Below are 19,380 nucleotides of genomic sequence, written 5' to 3'. Positions count from 1 at the left end.
CGTCGTGTTAACATACCATTCACCAGTGGCGTCGTGCGCTGCTGCTGTAGAGGTACCGCCATGCCCAGCTTGCCCCGGCGCTGCACGCCTGAGGCCGGGCGGCGGTCCAGAACGAGACGTGATGTGAAGTATGATACATAGCAATAAATATGTTATTGCCATGTCATGTTAGCATTTCATTAACCAGCAGCGTCGCGCGCCTTGCCTCGCTGCTGGAGAATTTGAAATGCCCCTTTCTGCTGGTTCGATCGCCTTCACCGGATTCAACGGTGACGGCAACGACAATCTGTCCTTTGTCGCCCTGACCGATATCCCGCAGGGCACCGTCATCAATTTCTCCGACAGCAACTGGAGCGGAACCAGCTTCGCCACCGGCAGCAATGCCGAGAGCACCATCGCCTGGACCGCGACCAGCGCGATCGCCGCCGGCACCGTCATCGACATCAACAACATCGGCAAGGGCACGTTCGGCACCAGCGCGGGCTCGGCCACCTTCAGCAATGCCAACAACACCGGCCTGTCGAACGACAGCGAGGTTGTCTACGCCTATATCGGTTCCTCGACCTCGCCGACCTTCCTCGCCGCCATCTCCAACGTCGGTTATGCGACCGCCGACGGCACGCTGACCGGCACCGGCCTCGTCGCCGGCCAGACCGCGGTGAGCTTCACCGGCGGCCTCGACATCGTCGGCTATAACGGCCCGCGCTCGGGCTTCGCCAGCTTCGCCGACTATCTTGCCGCGATCGGCAACACCGCCAACTGGGCGACCCAGAACGGCAGCGGCGACCAGAGCGCCGACGGCACTAACCCCGACGCGCCGTTCCCGACCACCGCCTTCACCGTGGCGGCTCCCGCGACGCAGACGATCTCGTTCTCACCGGCGGGCGTGTCGGTCACCGAGGGTGACAGCGGCACCAAGACCATGACCTTCACCATCGTGCGCACCGGCGGCACCACCGGCGCGATCAGCTTCTCCGGCAGCTTTGCCGCCGGCACCACCGATGCCGCCGATTTCGGCGGCGCGCTGCCGGCTTCGACCTTCAGCGGCACCATCGCTGCTGGCGCGTCGTCGGCGACCGTTACCATCACGATCTCAGGCGACACCGCCGCGGAGCCCGACGAGAGCTTCTCGCTGACGCTGACCGGCGCGACCAACCCGGGCGCGACCGTCACGATCGGCACTGCAACGGCGACCGGCACCATCGCCAATGACGACGGCACGCTGGTTTCCAGCAACTCCTCGAACCCGATCACGCTCGCCAACAACGATCATCTGACCGTCCTCTCCGGCGTGACGCTGTCGGGCTCCACCCCGGTCACCTGGATCGGCGGCAGCACCTCGCCCGGCGCGCTGATCGACAATTCCGGCACCATCACTGGCACCAGCCGCGCGGTGGCCACCAGTGGCTCGACCAGCGGCAGCCTCACCGTCAACAACAAGGCCGGTGCAACCATCACCGCGACCAAGGACGCGGTGAAGATCTCGAACCTGGTCTCCGGCACCAGCGGCACCTTCACGGTCAACAACGAGGGCACGATCTCCTCGACCGGAACCGGCGGCAATGCCGGCCAGGCGCTCGATCTCGACGACATCAATTCGAGCGGCGCACACACCGTCATCAACAACTCGGCCAGCGGCGTGATCTCGGCGGCCGATGCCGACGCGATCCGGGCCGGTGCCCGCGCGACCATCAACAATTACGGCCAGATCGTCAGCCACAACGCTTCGGCGGCCTCGTCCGGCAATGACGCGATCGACTTCCAGTCGGTCAACACCGGCGGCGTGGTCAACAACTTCGCCGGCGGCATCATCGACGGCGCGCGCCACGCGATCACCGGCGACCAGCCGATCACCGTCACCAACGACGGCGCGATCATCGGCCGCAGCGGCTCCGGCATCAACATGGACAGCGCCGCCAACACCACGACGATCGTGACCAACCACGGCACCATCACCGGCACGTCGGTCGGTGGTGCCGATGCCGATGGCGTCGATGTCGACGGCCTGGTTTCGATCGACAATTTCGGCACCATCAAGGCCGTCGGCCTGACCAGCGGCGCCAACGGCCTCAACGAGGCGCTCGCGATCGGCGGCGGCTTCGTCCACAACGAGGCGGGCGGCCTGATCGTCAGCGACCAGCGCGCGATCACCGTCGACGACAGCAATGACGGCAGCGCCTTTGCGGCCATGACCATCATCAACGACGGCACCATCCGCGGCAACAACGGCGAGGCGATCTCGATCGTCGGCACGTTCGCCGATACCATCACCAACAATGGCGGCATCTTCGGCAGCGTCGCCATGGACGGCGGCAACGATACGCTCATCAACAGCGGCACCATCACCGGCGACGTGTCGATGGGATCCGGCGACGACAGCATCAATCTCGTCACCGGCTCGGTCGTAACAGGCACGATCGACGGTGGCGACGGTGTGGACACGCTGGTGCTGTCGGGCTCCGGCTCGCTGCTTGGCACAGTCGTCGATGTCGAGAAGCTCGATATCCAGGGCGGCGTCTGGCGGATCAAGGATGCTGCCGGCTATTCCGAGATCACGGTCGAGAGCGGCGCGGGCGTCGTTCTCGAAGGTTCGGCCAATGGCATGGTCGTTGCCGCGGGTGCCCAGCAATCGGTCTATGGCCTCGCCTCGAACTCGGTTCTCTCGGGAACGCAGTACATCCAGATCGGCGGCTCGGCCGACGGCACCATGATCAAGGCCGGCGGAGAGCAGGACATCTACGGTGGTGGCGTCGCGACCAACACCAAAATGGACGGCGGTACCCAGGCGGTGTTCGGCGTCGCGATCGGAACGACCATCGCCAATGGCGGCCTTCAGCATGTCCACAACAACGCGTTCTCGACGGTGCTCAATGACGGTGGCGAGCAGAACGTCTATGCCGACGGCAGCGCGACTGGCACCACGATCAACGCCGGCGGCCTCCAGATCGACTGGGGTTTCACCATCACCACGACGATCAGCGGCGGCAATCAGCACGTGTTCGGTTCTGCGAGCCTGACGACGATCAATTCGGGTGTCCAGACCGTCCAGAGCGGCGGCACCGCCAGCGACACGACCATCCATGGCGGCGGGCAGGACGTCTATTCCGGCGCGACTGCGATCAACACCGCCATGGACGGCGGAAGCCAGTCGGTCTACGGCACGGTGCTCCAGACCACGATCAGCAACGGCGCGATCCAGTATCTCCATGGCAACGCCTCGGTCACGGTCGTCAACGCCGGCAGCCAGCAGAACGTCTACACTGACGGCATTGCGACCGGCACGACGATCAATGCCGGCGGCTTCCAGCTCGATTGGGGCATGGCCAGCGCCACGGTCGTCAACGGCGGCGTGCAATATGTGTTCGGCAGCGCAGCCGGCACGACGGTCCAGGCCGGCACGCAGCACGTGCAGGCCGGCGGCAGCGCGGACGACACCACGATCGGTGAGGGCGCGCTCGCCTATGTCCACACCGGCGGCACGATGGACGACGTGATCTTCGCAGGCCCCAGCGCTTCGCTGGTGCTTGACCAGGCGTCGAGCTTCACCGGATCGATCTCCGGCTGGCAGGTCAACGACAGCATCGATCTCGGCGACATCCTGTTCAGCGACGGCGTGACCTCGTTTGCCTATGCGCAGAACAGCGACAACAGCGGTGGTACGCTGACCGTGTCGGACGGCACGCACTCGGCGTCGCTGAGCCTGCTCGGCCAGTACAGCGCCGCGGACTTCGCGCTGTCCGCCGACGGCCATGGCGGCACGCTGATCACCGACCCGACGGTCGCCAACAACCAGCAGCTGCTCGCAGCCGCGCACTGAGCAGACCATTAGTGAATAGAACGACCGCAAGATCGAACTGCCCGGCTCATCCGAGCCGGGCATTTTTTTGGTCCCGGGCCTGGCCGGATCTGGGACGTCCGCCGGTAACCCCCTCGCGACACTGCATTTTTGCAATCCGCCCCCTGCTAAGGGGCAATGGCGCCTCGGCCGGCTTCCCTATAAAGCTGCCCTGAAGTCTTGGATAAGGCTTGGAGGCCGGTGGTCCGTGCCTCGCAAAAAAGCGTGCGGGAGGAAACATGCGGAAACTTATTTGGGCTGCGGCATCGGTTGCGGCCTTGGCAGGGGCTCTGGCGCTGACCGGGCCGGCATCGGCCCAATCGCCGATCATCATCAAGTTCAGCCACGTCGTCGCCACCGACACGCCGAAGGGCAAGGGATCGGAGAAATTCAAGGAACTCGCCGAGAAGTACACCGGCGGCAAGGTCAAGGTCGAGGTTTACCCGAACTCCTCGCTCTACAAGGACAAGGAAGAGCTCGAGGCGCTTCAGCTCGGCAGCGTGCAGATGCTGGCGCCGTCCAACTCCAAGTTCGGTCCGCTCGGCATCCGCGAGTTCGAGGTGTTCGATCTCCCCTACATCCTTCCCGACCTGAAGACGCTGCGGAAGGTGACGGAAGGGCCGCTCGGCGCCCGGCTGCTCAAGCTTCTCGACACCAAGGGCATCACCGGCCTTGCCTATTGGGACAACGGCTTCAAGCAGATGAGCGCCAACAAGAAGCTGGTGACGCCGGCCGACTATCAGGGCGTCAAGTTCCGCATCCAGTCCTCGCGCGTGCTCCAGGCCCAGTTCAAGACGCTCGGCTCGCTGCCGCAGGTGATGGCGTTCGGCGAAGTCTACCAGGCGCTCCAGACCGGCGTGGTCGACGGGCAGGAGAACACCTGGTCGAACATCTATACGCAGAAGATGCACGAGGTGCAGAAGTACATCACCGAGACCAATCACGGTTACATCGGCTACGTCGTGATCGTGAACAAGAAGTTCTGGGACGATCTGCCGGCCGATATCCGCGGCCAGCTGTCGAAGGCGATGAAGGAAGCCACCGACTTCAACAATGCGCAGTCGCAGAAGGAAAACGACGACGCGCTGGCCGAGATCAAGAAGAGCGGCAAGAGCGAGATCATCAAGCTCACGGCGGAGCAGGACGAGGCGATGCGCAAGGCGATGGAGCCGGTCTACAAGGAAGCCGCAAGCCGCATCGGTCAGCCGCTGATCGAGGAGTTCCAGAAGGAAGCCAAAAGCACGACGAACTAACTCGGATCGTGCGTGGATAAATGATGCATGAACAAAGGGCTTCCGTGCCGGCACGGAAGCCCTTTTTGTTGCAAATGATTTCAGTCTGCATCTGAACAGACATTCACGGTAGTTACATCTCCGTAAGAACGCCTTCCTGTCCAAGTTGTAAGTTGCGCGTCAGCCTTGCGACCCTCATCTTCAGAGCATCCTTCCAGAGGAGGTACTGATGAGGAAGTTCACCATCGCTGCCATCGCCGTGCTCAGCATCGCCGGCTCGGGCGCGGTCTATGCCCAATATCATCGCCCGTGGATGGAGCACATCCGCCACATGCGCATGAACCCGGAGGACCGCGCCGCTTTCGTCGACGCGCGTATCGCCGCCGTCCATGCCGGGCTGAAGCTTAACGCCGACCAGGAGAAGCTGTGGCCGCCGGTCGAGTCCGCCGTGCGCGACTTCGCCAAGCTGCGTCTGGATCGCGCCAATGCGCGGATGAATGCCGGCCCGGGCGACGGCGCCAAGGATGCCGACAAGCCCGAGGATCCGGTCGCTCGCCTGCGCCAGCGCGCTGAGGACATGGGTGCGACCTCGGTTGCCCTGAAGAAGATCGCCGATGCCGCGGACCCGCTCTACAAGACCCTCGACGAAGGCCAGAAGCGGCGCCTTGCCGTGCTGACCCGCCACCGCGGCCCATTCGGCGGCGGTGAGGACGGCCCGCCCCGCCACTTCATGGAACGCGGCATGGACCGGATGATGGAGCGCGGCATGGAGCACTTCCGTCGTGACCGTTTCGACCGCGACGGCGGTCCGGATCGGGATCGCGAGGGCCGGCTCTGAGCCACCCCGCATTTCCCGCGGAATTAAACCTTGGCGAAGCCGCTGGAATCCAGCGGCTTTTCGCTTTTTGGGGACTGTGGAAAAACCTTCATCGCATCGCTTGCCATCCCCGGATCGCTTTGCTAAACGACCGGCCTCGCAAGGCATTTGACCGCCTTTCGGGCGCATAGCTCAGTTGGTAGAGCAGCTGACTCTTAATCAGCGGGTCCCAGGTTCGAGCCCTGGTGCGCCCACCAAATCAACCCTTAGTCAGAAAACCGTTTGAGCAATTGATTTCTCAAACGGCGTTCCGATGCTTCAGTCCACCAGCAATTGAAGCTGTGCCTGCCTTCCTTAGTCGAAATTCTCTTGGGCGGTTTCGGTGTTAATCGGCTCCGCACGATCGAACGTGCGCGAACAACAGCGGCTCGCTAGGCGTCCCAGCCCGAGCGCGTCAGTACCTCCGCGTGCAAGAAGAGATCGCTGCTAGCCGCTAGATCGCGCGATGTCCGTCGGGATCAACACAAGAGGACGACAAGGAGGGCAAGGCCGCTCGGTGGCGTTGGCCTTATGGCAACCCGAACGCCTACCCGATCGATGCACGCGGCGTAACGCACACGTCCGAAATTGCGCGATCGATACGAATACGACTCCCACGGGAACGCCGACGGTTCGCGCCAGCACTACGGTCGTCCATCACCACCAACAACGTAACCATCCATTCAACGGCAGGAGTGTTGGCGGGCTGGCGATACGGTTGGGGAGATCATCTTCAATGCGAGATCGAGCATCAACGGCAATGGGAGCATTGCGGCTTCAGCGCCGAGCGCATCGTCTTGCAGTGGGGCCGGCGATCAATCCAGCCTTGGGCGGTGAAGGGGCACGCTCGCTGATTAACGCGACAGGTCTCGCAGTGAGCCTCAACGGCGCAGGGAATAACGTGGCGGCGAGGGCAATCAATGCCGCGACGGTCGCCCTGCTCAAGCGCTCGATCACCTATGCCGGCGGCGGCGGAGCAATATGGCTCTTTGGGCTACGCGCCCAGGCGACAAGCTGCCGTCATCCGTAAACTTATCTGAACTGGCGAGGCTTCGGAACTAGCGCGGCCGGGCGGATGCGCCAATTCCGGCTGCTGGCTGTGTGGGCAGTTGGCTGCTTGAATTTGGGGCAGATGAGAGAGCGAAGGAGGCGTCGCTTGACGGCTTCGGTTGGTGGAGATTCGGCCGTTCAAGTCCGCTCGATCAGGATTCTTACGGGTCTTTGCGAGGCCCTGGAATCGATTCTGTGGCTTCGATCCCACACCTGCCTGTTGAGCACTGGGCTGTGGAGGCAATGCCTGCCGGTCGGCTGGATCGTCGGGTTTCCGAAAGAAATCCAATTATAAATCAATGACTTGTGTGGATAATATTGCCTCACGACCGCGTGATATTTGTGCAACAATTAGCCGAAAACGCGCGGCCAGGTGGTGAATCCGCGCGGTCTTCCGTTGCTTGATCACGGGTCTTCGGTTTCTATGACTGCGCGACGGAGGGGGGCATCCCAAGGTCGTCCCGGTTTAGGTGGTTCGCTTAAGTCCCTCGCGTTAGCGGGTGTGTCCGAAGGCGCGAAGCGGCTAAGCGGTGAAGTTAAGGGACAAGGGAACCAACCTTAGGGTGTCATCACCCAGCGGATCCGGAACCTTCCCTATAGAGCAAACTTGGAGGTTTAACATGAAGTTGGTTAAGAGCCTTTTGCTCGGTTCAGCGGCAGGTCTCATTGCCGTTGGCGGAGCGCAGGCAGCCGATCTCCCCGTGAAGGCCAAAGCGGTCGAATACGTGAAGATCTGCTCGCTGTACGGTGCGGGTTTCTACTACATCCCGGGCACCGACACCTGCATCAAGCTGGGTGGTTACCTGCGCGCTGAAGTCGCGCTGGGCACCAACTCCGACTACAGCGCCGGCCTGAACGTTTCGAGCCAGGGCGCAAACGGTGCACGCAATCGTCTGACGAACTACTACACGATGCGCGCTCGTGAAGATCTCAACATCGACACGCGCACCGCGACTGAGTACGGCGTTGTCCGTACCTTCTTCGACGGCGTGTTCTCCTGGACCACCGGCAACTACGTCGGCTCCAACAGCGGCACCGGCACCACCGCCTACAGCGGCACGCTGGCTGCTGGTACCAACCCGCTGACCGGCGCTGCGACCCTTTACGGTTCGGGCTCTGGCTCGGTGAACGGCACCGACGGTAACACCTCGGCCGGTTCGCTCGGCGTGTACTACGCCTTCATCCAGTTCGCTGGCTTCACGATGGGTAAGGCCGTGTCGCAGTTCGACGCGCCCTGGACCAACTATCCCGGCAACAACTTCGACAGCCTCGTCGGCGGCAGCGGCACGGTCACTGGTATCAACCAGTTCACCTACACTGCTGACTTCGGTCAGGGCGTGACGGCTGCCTTCTCGGCGGAAGACCCGACCTCCTACATGCAGGCCGGCAACCTCAACATGACCGGCGCGACCGCGTACGGCATGCTGCAGGGCGCTTACGGTTCCAACGCCATCGGCGGTTCGCGCTCTCCGAACCTCGTCGGTATGGTCCGTGTCGACCAGGCTTGGGGTCTCTTCCAGGCTTCGATCGCCGCGAAGGACAACCACGTCGGTTACTACGGCGCGACCGAGCCGACTGGCCACCCCGACGACAAGTGGGGTTGGGCTGTTCAGCTCGCTCTGTCGATCAAGAACATCCCGACTGGTGCGGGTGACGTGATCAACATCTCGGGCGTCTACACCGACGGCGCGACCCGCTACAACTTCCAGAACCTGTCGGGCAGCACCTACTCGATGTTCGGCAGCTCGGGCAACGGCTCCTACCAGAGCATTGGCTTCGCCACCGCTCCGGACACCGTCTACGTGACGGGCGGCTCGCAGGAGACCGTCAAGACCTGGGGCTTCCGTGGTGCTTACACCCACAACTGGGATCCCTACTGGAACACCGCTCTGTACGGTGCCTACGCTCAGGCTCAGTACGGCTCGCTGGCTAAGACCACCCTCTGCGGTCCGACCGGTGTTGGCGGCGTGTTCGGCGGCGTCGCTGGCGTCACGGGTTGTAACCCGGACTTCGCCATCGGCCAGGTCGGCTTGATCACCCGTTGGACCCCCGTCAAGAACCTGACCTTCTCGGCGGACCTCTCGTGGACCCACCTCGACCAGAAGTACTCGGGCACTGTGACCCCGGCTGCTCTGATCGCGGTTCCCGCCAAGCCGGTCGCCACCTACGAGCTGAAGGACCAGGACTCGATCGTTCTGCTCCTCCGCGCTCAGCGCAACTGGTAAGCTCGGTCTAACGACTGAACAGAGGGCCCCGGCGGGAAACCGCCGGGGTTCTTCTTTTTTGGGAATGGTCACAATCCGCTGAGGCGATCGTACGCTGGCCCCGTGTTGATCATCGTGGCCGTTCTGTTTCCATTATCACGCGCGCCAGCTCCGACGGCTTTCAGCAGCTGAGAAGTGACCCGTATTCGGATCAGGCAGCTCGGCGCCATCGCGAAGAAGAAGCGAGGAGCGTGCTGATCCTGCTTGCGCTTTATGCCGCGTGGTTCCGGATCAAACCGACGGTCGATGATATGCACGAGGTTTCGCGCGAGAAGCCGGAATTGCGACCAGCATTGGCTGCCGTGAACTCGGCATGAGCCCGGCGATCTACCAGCGCGTACGATGATCGTGCGACGAATGCGCGTCTTCGGCGGGATAAGCCCGGTGGTCCGACCGGCAAGTCATTGACCGTTCACAACGACGACTGTGACGGCTGCGATCCGCGGCCGGCTGGCGCCGGCAATGGCTCTTCCATCTTGATCGACGGCAGTCTGGCGTTCGAGGCCCTGATGCACTGGCAGTTTCGTGCCATTGCGCCTCTTCCAGCCATCAAAAGACTTCGACACCCGAATCCTTGACGAGCTTGCCCCAGCGGCCGTAATCGGCCTTGATGGTGTTCACGAAATCCTCGGGCGTCGAGGTGGTCACAAGCAGCCCCTGAGCTTCCAGGCGAGCTCGAACATCGGGTTGGGCTCCGATACGGACGATTTCGGCATTCAAGCGCTGGATGATGTCAGCCGGAGTACCTGCGGGCGCGACCAGGCCGAACCAGGAATCGACGACGAAATCCGATATGCCGGCCTCGGTAGCGGTTGGGACGTCGGGAAGCTGCGGCGACCGTTCGCGGCTGGTGACGAGGAGGCCTTTAACCTTGCCGTCGCGGATCTGCGGCGCGAGCACGGTGAGTGTGTCGAACGACAGATTGACGACGTTGCCCAGGAGTGCGTTCACCGCCGGGGCGCTGCCCTTGAACGGCACGTGCAGCAGCTTCGTTCCGGTTTGGCGTTGGAAGAGCTCGCCGCTCAAATGGCAGAGCGTCCCGGGACCGCAGGACGAATAGGTCAGCTTGCCGGGATCCTTGTTCGCCGCGGCAACCAGCTCCCTGGCGGTCGCGACCGGCGTGTCCGGGCTAGCTGCCAGCACGTAGGGGACCGTCGCCAGGTTCGAGATCGGCGCGAAGCTCTTGAAGGGATCGTACCTGATCTCCTTGTTGATGTGCGGCAGGATGGTGAGCTGGCCGGCGGGAGCCAGGGACAAGGTGTAGCCATCGGGATCGGCGCCTGCGACGGCTTCGGCGGCAATTGCGGTGCCTGCGCCGGGCTTGTTCTCGATCACCACGGACTGCTTGAGCGCTTCGCTCAGCTTGTCGGCGTAAACGCGGGCGACGGTATCCGCGGCGCCGCCGGGAGGAAACGGCACGACCAGCTTGATGGTGCGGCTCGGCCAAGCACCGGCGATCGCGCCGCTGGAGCTCAAGAGCACCGATGCGGTCAAAACGGATGCGGCGAAGAAGCGAAGAGATCGGACGAAGCGCACAGCAGGAATCCTCAGTGATGTCAGGCAAATCCGCCACGCGTCCCTGTCACCGGAACGTCGCTGGTTACAATTCGCCATGGAGAGCACCCCATAGATGCTATTCGGCCGACCTCGAGGCAACGGAACTGTGTTGCGAATGCACGCCAATCACTGGAGGATTGCTGCTGTCCGACCGGTGATCGTGAGAAAAACCATCCAAGAGGAGGCCTGGCGAGCTTCCGGCCCACATCCGGCGGCGGGGTCATTCACCACCAGGCCACATCTCCAGACTTGCCGGGGAAGCAAGCCATCGAAGCTATTCGTCGAGATCGGGCCGGGCTTTGTGTAAGAAGGCGGTACCAGTCTGTTGCGGAGAGGACCGATTCCCCAGCTCATATTTGGCCTGATCTATCTGCTGATCCTGACCCGCTTCCTGTGGCCGATGGATTTGCCGCTCTGGGTCAAGATCCCGGCGGCTGCGCTCATATTGGTCGCATTGCAGTTTCACCGGTGGAGCAAGCTCTCGTCGGGCTCCGTATTTTCTCCCGAGTTTCCACGACCGATCGTCGCCCTCTTCAACTGGGCGTTCGGCGGGATCATCCTGCTGGCGTTGCTGCAACTGGCGCTCGATGTCGGGCTTCTGCTCGCGATCCCCTTCAATGGTGGCGTCGTGAGTGCGCCCGACGAAGTCCGCTACGGACTGGCGGCGTTGGCCGCCGTCGCGGCCGCGATCGGCGTCCAGCAGGCCATGCGAATTCCGCCGCTGAAAGACATCGAGATCGGCATCCATGGACTTCCGCCGCAGTTTGACGGTTACACCATTTTGCAACTGACCGATCTTCACATCAGCCGGTTGTTTCCGGCTTCCTGGGCGCTCGCGGTCGTCGAGCGATCGAACAAGCTCGGCGCTGACCTGATCGCCATCACGGGAGATCTGATCGACGGCACGCTCGATGCGCGCCGCACCGACATTGAGCCGTTGCGGTATTTGAAGGCGACCGATGGCGTCTACGTGATCTCGGGCAATCACGAATACATCTTTGGCTACGACACGTGGATGGCGCACTTCGCCGCTTTGGGTCTGCTGTCGCTCGAAAACAGGCACATCGTTCTCGATCGCAATGGTGGCAAGCTGGTCATCGCCGGCATCACCGACCAGGCGACGCGCCATAGAGGACATCACGTTCGCGATCTTGCCGCGGTGCTTGAAGGTGCTCCCAAAAGCGCCCCCGTCATCCTGCTCGACCACCAGCCGAGCGACGCGCGACATGCCGCCAAGCTCGGCGTCGCTCTGCAACTGTCCGGACATACGCACGGAGGGCTGATTTGGGGGGTCGATCGCTTGGCCGCTCCCGCAAACGCCGGCTTCGTCTCGGGGCGTTACGACGTCGGCGGAATGACGCTCTACGTGAACAATGGCACTGCGCTGTGGCCAGGATTCGCGCTGCGGCTGGGGCGTCCATCTGAATTGACGCGGATCACGTTGCGTCAGGCGGGAGCCGGCTGACCGCGTGAGAGATGGAAGCGCCATCAGAGGATATGACCGTACGTGATTGAGCAGGAATACGACACGATCATCATCGGCGGCGGTTCCGCCGGAGCGACGCTGGCGGCACGTCTGAGCGAAGACCCCGCGCATCGTGTGCTGCTGCTTGAGGCCGGGCAGGATCTGCGCACTGCGACCACGCCGGAACACATCCGCATTCCGAACCCGATGCGCGCCATCGGCGATGACGATTTCCGCTGGCCGAAGCTGTTGGCGCGACGCACCGAGCGGCAGCAGCCGCTGCTGCTCTGGCGTGGCCGCGCCATGGGGGGCAGCTCGACGATCAATGGCCAGATCGCAATCCGCGCCGTACCCGACGATATCGACCGCTGGGCGGCCGCGGGCTGCACGGGCTGGTCATGGGACGAGCTACTGCCGTATTTCTGCAAGCTCGAGACGGACAGGAATTTCGCCGATGCCGCCTATCATGGTGATCGCGGTCCGATCCCGGTGTATCGCGCTCCGATCCCGGATTGGGGCAATGTCGACCGGGCGCTGCGCGCGTCGGCGCTCGGTCTCGGTTATGGCTGGTGCGAGGATCACAACGCGCCTGTCGGCACCGGCGTCTCGCCCTATGCCATCAACAGCGAGGGTGGTCTGCGAATCTCCACCAATGACGGCTATCTGGAGCCGGCGCGCGATCGCGGCAATCTCGACATCGTCGGTCATGCCCTGGTCGACACCATCACCTTCGAAGGCAACCGTCTGCACGCCAACGGCGTTCAGGTCCGCGTGAACGGCCGATCCTGCGCGCCGCGGGCGACGCGTGACGTCATCCTCTGTGCCGGCGCGATCCATTCGCCAGCCATCCTGCAACGCTCCGGCATTGGGCCTGTCGCCCTGCTGGACAGGCTCGGCATTCCCATCCGCGCGGATTTGCCGGTGGGTGAGAATCTGCTGGACCATCCGATCGTCAATGCATTGCTGCATTTGCGCGACGGCAGCCAGGTCAGCACGCTGATGCACCGGCACACCAATTGCTGCCTGCGCTATTCGTCCGGCCTCGCAGGTGCCGGCGACAACGACATGATCATGATCGCCGGCAATCTCGCGCGCTCGCAGCAATCGATGGCCGAAGTCACGCTGGGACGCATCGCCGTGTCCGTGTATCAGGCCTTCAGTCAGGGCCACGTTCGAATCGTGACTGTTGACCCCGAGGTCGATCCTGCAATCGAGGAGCGCATGCTGTCCGACCCTCGTGATCTCTTGCGCATGCGCGACGGCGTCCGCCGCCTGCGCGATATCTGTCTCCAGCCTGCGGTGACCGACATCGCTGACCGCGTCGATTATGGTGTCAGCGGACGCTCGATGGATGAGCCGTTCAGCGATGCGGAGCTGGATGACTGGCTGCTCGCCGAGTGCAGCGACGCGCAGCACGCGAGCGGAACCTGTCGCATGGGCGCGCCGGACGATGCGCGCTCGGTCGTCGATCCCGAATGCCGGGTGATCGGATGCACGGGGTTGCGCGTGATCGATGCCTCGATCATGCCGGAGGTCCCGCGCGCCAACACCCATTTGACCACGGTCGCCATCGCGGAGCGCATGGCGGACCGATTGAAGGGCCGATGATCGCGAGCCGAGGCTTCAGGCCTTGCTCGCCCGCGCAGCGATCGCGGTCATCTCGAGTTTGACGCCCGGACCGAGATCGGCCACGCCGATTGCGGCGCGTGCGGGCAAGTGCGCCGCTGCAAAATGCGCCTTCCAGGCCGCGTTGAACTCCGCCTTTTCCTTCAGGTTGGTCATGAAGATGGTCACCTGCAGGACGTTGGCGAGATCCGAGCCGAGACCTTTCAGCAGGCGCTCCAGCTGACCGAGCACGTCGTTGGCCTGGCCCGACATATCGAGGCTGGTGTCCTCGGGGAGGATCCCGCCGATGTAGAGCACACCATTATGCTCGACCACTTCGTGGAGCAGACCTTCATAGGGCAAGACGCGCTGGATCATGACGGGACCGGTGTTGCTGTGGGGATCGTGGCCGTATCGCACATTCCCACAGCCAATACGAGGCCTTCCATCGCGGTCATGACGAGGAGCGGGGGACGCAGCAGGGCGCACTGCCGTTCTGCGACCGGTGCTGACGCGCATGGCTTCGTCCGGAGATCACGAAGCTCGCCAGCGCCAGCACCCAGACGGAGATCGCGCCATAGAGCATCACCAGCCTGAAGCCATGGACCAGTGCGTCTTGCAGGACGGTTTCCGCCGCCGGCAGCAGGCTCAGCTCGGGAATATCGGACGCGCGGACGGCGCCGCCTGCGATCTGCTGCGCAAGCTCTTGTACGCGGCCGGCATCGAGCGCGGCGGGAAGCGCGTTGCGCAACCAGGCGGAAATGCCGGCGATCAGGATGAAGCCCATCAGCGCGATATTGACCGCCAGCGAGATCATGCGGGCACTCATGTCGATGCCTGAAGCCATGCCGGCTCGCGCGCTCGGCACTGATGCCGTGGTGACGTTGGTCACCGGCGTGTTGGTGAGGCCGAGGCCGACACCTGCGAGGAGGCATCCCGGCGCCAGCGTCAGCCAGGTGACGTGCTCAGCACCGCTGCCGGCCCACATCAGCATGAAGCCAAGGCCGATCACGAACAGGCCGGCGGGAATTGCGATGCCGCCGCCGAATCTCAGCAATATCCGTTCGCCGAACGGCGGAACGACGAGCGTCGGAAGCGTATAGGTGAGCAGCGCCAGGCCTGCGGCGAAATTGTCGTAACCAAGCGCGCTGTGGAAGAAGATCGGCAGGTAGATCATGAACGACCAGAAGCTGAAGTTCATGCCGGCCGACCCCAGCAGCGCACCGGAGAAGGCGCGGATCCGCAGGACGGAGAAGTCGAACATCGGTCGGGCGCTCCGCATCTCCACCAGCACGAAGGCGGCAAAGCTGAGAATGGCCGTTGTGACGATCGCAAGGCCGATCGTGCCAGTGAAGCCGAAATCGGGGCCTTGCGTGATATAGAAGGCGATGCAGAACACGGTCGTGGAGAGCGTCGCGATGCCTGCGACATCGAGATGCTTCGCGTCGGGATCGCGCGATTCCTGCACGCCCGTCACCGTGAGCGCAATCGTGGCGATGGCGATCAAGACGTGGATCAGGAACACCCATTGCCAGCCGGAGATCGCGACGATCGCCGCGCCGATGATGGGACCGAAACCGAGACCGATCCCGAAGATGATCCCCCAGGCGGAGAAGGCGCGTGCGCGCTCCGGTCCTTCCTGGAATTGATGGGAGAGCACCGCGACCTGACAGATCAGCATCGCGCCGCCGCTCATGCCCTGAAGGAAACGGCTCAAGATGAGGACGAGGACGTCCTGCGCCAGCCCGCAGATCAGCGAGGCAAGGCCGAACACCACGATGCTGACAATGAACACGCGCTTCCGGCCATAACGATCGGCCAGCGTCCCCGTCGCCATCAGCACGGTGGTGACCGCGATGGTGTAGGCGTTCATGATCCATTGGAGTTGCTGGAAGCTTGCGTGCAGCACCCTTTCCAGCGTCGGCAGGATCGTCGGCACGCTCGAGATCTCCAGACCGAACATGAGGGACGCGAGGCACGCTGCGGCCAGCGCAATCGTGTTTCGTCGTGATGATGGGACCGTCAAAACTGCGACCTCCGGGCTTGATGCCGATTGCCGACGCGCGCGCACGACATCGCTAGCCCCGGAGACTGTTAACCTCCGGTGCGCGCCGCCCCGCGTCGGGCAACGCGAACATAGGGGGCCCTTGACCACAACAAAATCGCATCAATATAGATTTCAGAGACAACAAAGGCGGATGATGGAATGCTCTCGCTCGATGTCGACGCCGTCAGGGCTTTTGTGACCGTGGCGGACCTCCACAGCTTCACGCGCGCCGCCGAGGCATTGGGGACCACGCAAGGCGCGATCAGCGTGAAGCTGAAACGACTCGAGGATCGCATCGGGCATCGCTTGCTCGAGCGCACGCCGCGATCGGTGCGGCTGTCGGCGCAAGGGACCGCCTTCCTCCAGGGCGCGCGAGACTTCATCGCGGCTCACGAACGGGCGATCGCCGGGCTCAACGCGCCGCCGCGCCATTTCGGCCTCGGCATTGCCGCGCATGTCGCGGGGCCAGAAGTACCGGCCCTGCTGTCGCGGCTTCATGCGCACGATCCGAATCTGACCATCGAGGTCCAGCTCGACAGTTCGCGCAACCTCCTCGACCTGTTCGACCAAGGGCGGCTCGATGCGGCCATCGTCCAGCGCGAGGACGATCGCCGCGACGGCGAAACGCTGGCACATGAGCGGTTCGGCTGGTTTGCAGCGCAAGGGTTCGAGCACAGGCCGGGAGAGCCGCTGCGCCTCGCCGCGTTGGCTCCGACCTGCGGCGTCCGCAACACCGCCACGCAGGCGCTGGATCTGGCCGGCATCAAATGGACCGAGGTGTTTCTGGGCGGAGGTTCCTCGGCGGTCCATGCCGCCGTCGTGGCGGGACTCGCGATCGCGCCGTTGTCGTATCGGATTGCACCGAGCGGTACCATCGACATCGGCGAGAGGCTTGCTCTTCCAAAACTGCCGCCGTCCGAGGTCGTGCTGCATTCGTCCCTGACGGACCGGCGTTCGCGGGCCGCGCTGGGCGCGCTGGCAGCCGCATTCCGCGAGCATCGCGCGCCGGCGTGAGTCGCGCCCTCCGGCGGCCGGTTTCCCACGCCACACACTGCACAGGAGCCCAGCGTTTGCGTCAGCCCTGATCGCGATGACATCGGGATGTGGATCGGTATACTGCCACCGCATACGGAACAAGGATCAGTGATGGACGATACGATTGGCTTCCCCGACCCCGGTCTCGACCTGTCCGACGGTTTCAAGCCGCACACCTCGCATTGGGGCGTGTTTTCGGCGCGCCAGGGCAAGGCCGGGCTTGAAGTGAAGGCCTATGCGGGCGATCCCGATCCGAACGGCATCATCGATAATTTCCCCGGCGCGCTGCGGCATCAGGCGCGCATTGCCCAGCCGGCGATCCGCCGCGGCTGGCTCGAGCGCGGACCCGGGCCCGACAATCGCCGCGGCCGCGACGAGTTCGTGTCCGTGAGCTGGGAGAAGGCGCTCGATCTGCTCGGTGACGAGCTCGGCCGCATCCGCGACACGCGCGGCCCCGGCGCCGTGTTCGGCGGCTCCTATGGCTGGTCGAGCGCGGGTCGCTTCCACCACGCGCAGAGCCAGGTGCATCGCTTCCTCAATATTACGATGGGCGGATATGTGCGCTCCGTCAATTCCTATTCCTCGGGCGCGTCCTCGGTGCTGCTGCCGCAGATCCTCGCGGGCTATGAAGACATCACCAAGCACAACGTCACGTGGGAGCAGATCGCGACCGAGACCGAGATCGTGCTGGCGTTCGGCGGCATGGCGCTGAAGAACTCGATGGTGGCCGGCGGCTCCATCGGCAAGCATGTCGAGCGCGGGTCGATGGACGCTGCGCGCCGTCGCGGCTGCGAGTTCATCCTGGTCAGCCCGCTGCGCGACGATCTTCCCGTCGAGGCCGGCGCCGAATGGATGACCTGCGTGCCGGGCACCGATACCGCGCTGATGCTCGGCATCGTCCACACGCTGGTGAGCGAAGGCCTGCACGATCAGGCCTTCCTCGATCGTTACACTGAAGGGTGGCCGGTCTTCCTGCGCTATCTCATGGGCGAGAGCGACGGGCAGCCGAAACATGCCGAATGGGCCGCGCCGATTTCAGGCGTCGATGCCGGCACGATCCGCACGGTTGCACGCCGCGCCGCCGGCAAGCGCGCGCTGATCACCGTCTCGCATTCGCTCCAGCGCGCCGAGCATGGCGAGCAACCGGTGTGGACGGGCATGGTGCTGGCGGCAGCGCTCGGCCAGATTGGTCTTCCCGGCGGCGGCTACGCCTATTCGCTCGGCGCGATCGGCTATTACGGCCGCCGCGTCAACGACGTGCCGGGGCCGACACTCGGGCAGGGCCGCAACGGCGTGCGCGATTTCATTCCGGTCGCGCGCATCGCCGACATGCTGCTCAACCCCGGCAGCACCTATCGCTACAATGGCGAGACGCGTACCTATCCGGATATTCGCCTGGTCTACTGGGCCGGCGGCAATCCCTTTCACCACCACCAGGACATCAATCGTCTGCGCAAGGCTTTTGCAAAGGTCGACACGCTGGTCGTGCATGATCTCGGCTGGACCGCTACCGCGCGGCACGCCGACATCGTGCTGCCCGCAACCATGACGCTCGAGCGCGAGGACATCGGCTATTCCAGCAACGACCCCTTGATGGTCGCGATGCACCGGATCGCCGAGCCGTTCGGTCTTGCGCGCGACGACTACGAGATCTTTGCCGATCTCGCTGATCGTCTCGGCGCGCGCGAGCCCTTTACGGAAGGCCGCACGTCGCGGGAGTGGCTCGAATATCTCTATGAGCCGACGCGTGCATCGCTCGAGGCGGGCGGCCTGGAGGCCCCGAGCTTCGACACATTCTGGCGGCGCGGCAGCCTGGTCGTGCCGCAGCGGCCTGACGATGGCGGCCGGCTCCGCCGCTTTCGAGAGGATCCGGTCAACCATGCACTGCCGACGCCGAGTGGCCGCATCGAGGTCTACTCGGCCAAGATCGCGGGGCATGGCGATGCGGATTGCCCGGGCCATCCGGTCTGGCTCGACAAGACCGACACGCCCAAGCCGGGCGCACCGTGCTTCCTCGTCGCCAACCAGCCGGTGACGCGTCTGCACAGCCAGCTCGATTTCGGCGGCCATTCGCAAGGTGCGAAACACCGCGGCCGCGAGGTCGCGCGGATGAACCCGGTTGATGCGGACGCGCGTGGCATCAAGGACGGTGACATCATCCGCCTGTTCAACGAGCGCGGCGCCTGCCTTGCCGCAGTCCACGTCACCGACGGCATCGCGCCCGGAATCGTGCAACTGCCGACCGGCGCCTGGTACGACCCGATGGACCCCGAAGACGACGCGCCGCTCTGCGTGCACGGCAATCCGAACGTGCTCACGCGCGATGTCGGCACGTCGTCGTTTGCGCAGGGGTGTACGGGACAACTGACGACGGTCGAGGTGGAAAAATTCACCGGCAATCTGCCGCCGATCAAGGCGTTCGATCCGGTGTAGG

Annotated in this window: 11 protein-coding genes, 1 tRNA gene and 1 pseudogene; 10 read left to right on the top strand and 3 right to left on the bottom strand. The window is 63.9% G+C overall.

Features of this window, described 5'->3' with window-relative positions:
* Window positions 1-226 precede the first annotated feature (226 nt).
* The 6 genes and pseudogenes from AB7532_RS26985 to AB7532_RS26960 all read left to right on the top strand — a co-directional run.
* Window positions 227-3,817: a beta strand repeat-containing protein gene (locus tag AB7532_RS26985; protein WP_441237723.1), complete on the top strand. Its 3,591-nt coding sequence runs from the start codon at window positions 227-229 to the stop codon at window positions 3,815-3,817.
* A 257-nt stretch (window positions 3,818-4,074) separates the two neighbouring features.
* Window positions 4,075-5,088 (top strand): TRAP transporter substrate-binding protein, encoded by a 1,014-nt coding sequence (locus tag AB7532_RS26980; protein WP_441237722.1) that lies wholly within the window; start codon window positions 4,075-4,077, stop codon window positions 5,086-5,088.
* A 208-nt stretch (window positions 5,089-5,296) separates the two neighbouring features.
* Window positions 5,297-5,905, top strand: coding sequence for a Spy/CpxP family protein refolding chaperone (locus tag AB7532_RS26975; protein ID WP_441237721.1), 609 nt, complete (start codon window positions 5,297-5,299; stop codon window positions 5,903-5,905).
* Between the two features lie 160 nt (window positions 5,906-6,065).
* Window positions 6,066-6,141 (top strand) — tRNA-Lys (locus tag AB7532_RS26970).
* 1,452 nt (window positions 6,142-7,593) lie between these two features.
* The gene (locus tag AB7532_RS26965; protein WP_441237720.1) at window positions 7,594-9,198 is read left to right on the top strand and encodes a porin; all 1,605 of its coding nucleotides are present in this window, start codon (window positions 7,594-7,596) and stop codon (window positions 9,196-9,198) included.
* A gap of 230 nt (window positions 9,199-9,428) precedes the next feature.
* A pseudogene (locus AB7532_RS26960) lies at window positions 9,429-9,554 on the top strand (hypothetical protein); the annotation flags it as partial.
* 232 nt (window positions 9,555-9,786) lie between these two features.
* Here the strand turns inward: AB7532_RS26960 and AB7532_RS26955 are convergent.
* On the bottom strand, window positions 9,787-10,773 hold the full coding sequence (locus AB7532_RS26955; protein WP_441237719.1) for a Bug family tripartite tricarboxylate transporter substrate binding protein: 987 nt from the start codon (window positions 10,771-10,773) through the stop codon (window positions 9,787-9,789).
* Between the two features lie 361 nt (window positions 10,774-11,134).
* Between AB7532_RS26955 and AB7532_RS26950 the strand changes: the two genes are divergently transcribed.
* Window positions 11,135-12,259: a metallophosphoesterase gene (locus AB7532_RS26950; RefSeq protein WP_441239361.1), complete on the top strand. Its 1,125-nt coding sequence runs from the start codon at window positions 11,135-11,137 to the stop codon at window positions 12,257-12,259.
* Between the two features lie 42 nt (window positions 12,260-12,301).
* On the top strand, window positions 12,302-13,867 hold the full coding sequence (locus AB7532_RS26945) for a GMC family oxidoreductase (protein ID WP_441237718.1): 1,566 nt from the start codon (window positions 12,302-12,304) through the stop codon (window positions 13,865-13,867).
* 15 nt (window positions 13,868-13,882) lie between these two features.
* Here AB7532_RS26945 and AB7532_RS26940 read toward each other — a convergent pair whose 3' ends face one another.
* Together AB7532_RS26940 and AB7532_RS26935 are read right to left on the bottom strand one after the other, a co-directional pair.
* On the bottom strand, window positions 13,883-14,242 hold the full coding sequence (locus AB7532_RS26940) for a Rid family hydrolase (protein ID WP_441237717.1): 360 nt from the start codon (window positions 14,240-14,242) through the stop codon (window positions 13,883-13,885).
* A gap of 76 nt (window positions 14,243-14,318) precedes the next feature.
* A complete protein-coding gene (locus tag AB7532_RS26935) occupies window positions 14,319-15,890 on the bottom strand; it encodes an MFS transporter (RefSeq protein ID WP_441237716.1) in 1,572 nt (523 codons plus the stop codon).
* A 180-nt stretch (window positions 15,891-16,070) separates the two neighbouring features.
* Between AB7532_RS26935 and AB7532_RS26930 the strand changes: the two genes are divergently transcribed.
* Entirely contained in the window at window positions 16,071-16,925 is an 855-nt protein-coding gene (locus AB7532_RS26930) for a LysR family transcriptional regulator (protein WP_441237715.1), read from the top strand.
* 132 nt (window positions 16,926-17,057) lie between these two features.
* Window positions 17,058-19,379 carry a molybdopterin guanine dinucleotide-containing S/N-oxide reductase gene (locus AB7532_RS26925; RefSeq protein WP_441237714.1) on the top strand — a complete coding sequence of 774 codons (2,322 nt, stop codon included), beginning with the start codon at window positions 17,058-17,060 and terminating at the stop codon, window positions 19,377-19,379.
* The last annotated feature ends 1 nt before the right edge of the window (window position 19,380 follow it).

This window comes from Bradyrhizobium sp. 930_D9_N1_4 (assembly GCF_052076015.1).
In the GTDB taxonomy this organism is placed as follows: domain Bacteria; phylum Pseudomonadota; class Alphaproteobacteria; order Rhizobiales; family Xanthobacteraceae; genus Bradyrhizobium.
The sequence above is the reverse complement of the archived record's forward strand: the minus strand, read 5'-3'. Positions and strand labels throughout refer to the sequence as shown.

Coding starts and splice junctions, on each gene's coding strand:
- AB7532_RS26965 (WP_441237720.1), top strand. CDS start 7,594: ATGAAGTTGGTTAAGAGCCTTTTGCTCGGTTCAGCGGCAGGTCTCATT.
- AB7532_RS26930 (WP_441237715.1), top strand. CDS start 16,071: ATGCTCTCGCTCGATGTCGACGCCGTCAGGGCTTTTGTGACCGTGGCG.
- AB7532_RS26940 (WP_441237717.1), bottom strand. CDS start 14,242: ATGATCCAGCGCGTCTTGCCCTATGAAGGTCTGCTCCACGAAGTGGTC.
- AB7532_RS26925 (WP_441237714.1), top strand. CDS start 17,058: ATGGACGATACGATTGGCTTCCCCGACCCCGGTCTCGACCTGTCCGAC.
- AB7532_RS26975 (WP_441237721.1), top strand. CDS start 5,297: ATGAGGAAGTTCACCATCGCTGCCATCGCCGTGCTCAGCATCGCCGGC.
- AB7532_RS26985 (WP_441237723.1), top strand. CDS start 227: ATGCCCCTTTCTGCTGGTTCGATCGCCTTCACCGGATTCAACGGTGAC.
- AB7532_RS26980 (WP_441237722.1), top strand. CDS start 4,075: ATGCGGAAACTTATTTGGGCTGCGGCATCGGTTGCGGCCTTGGCAGGG.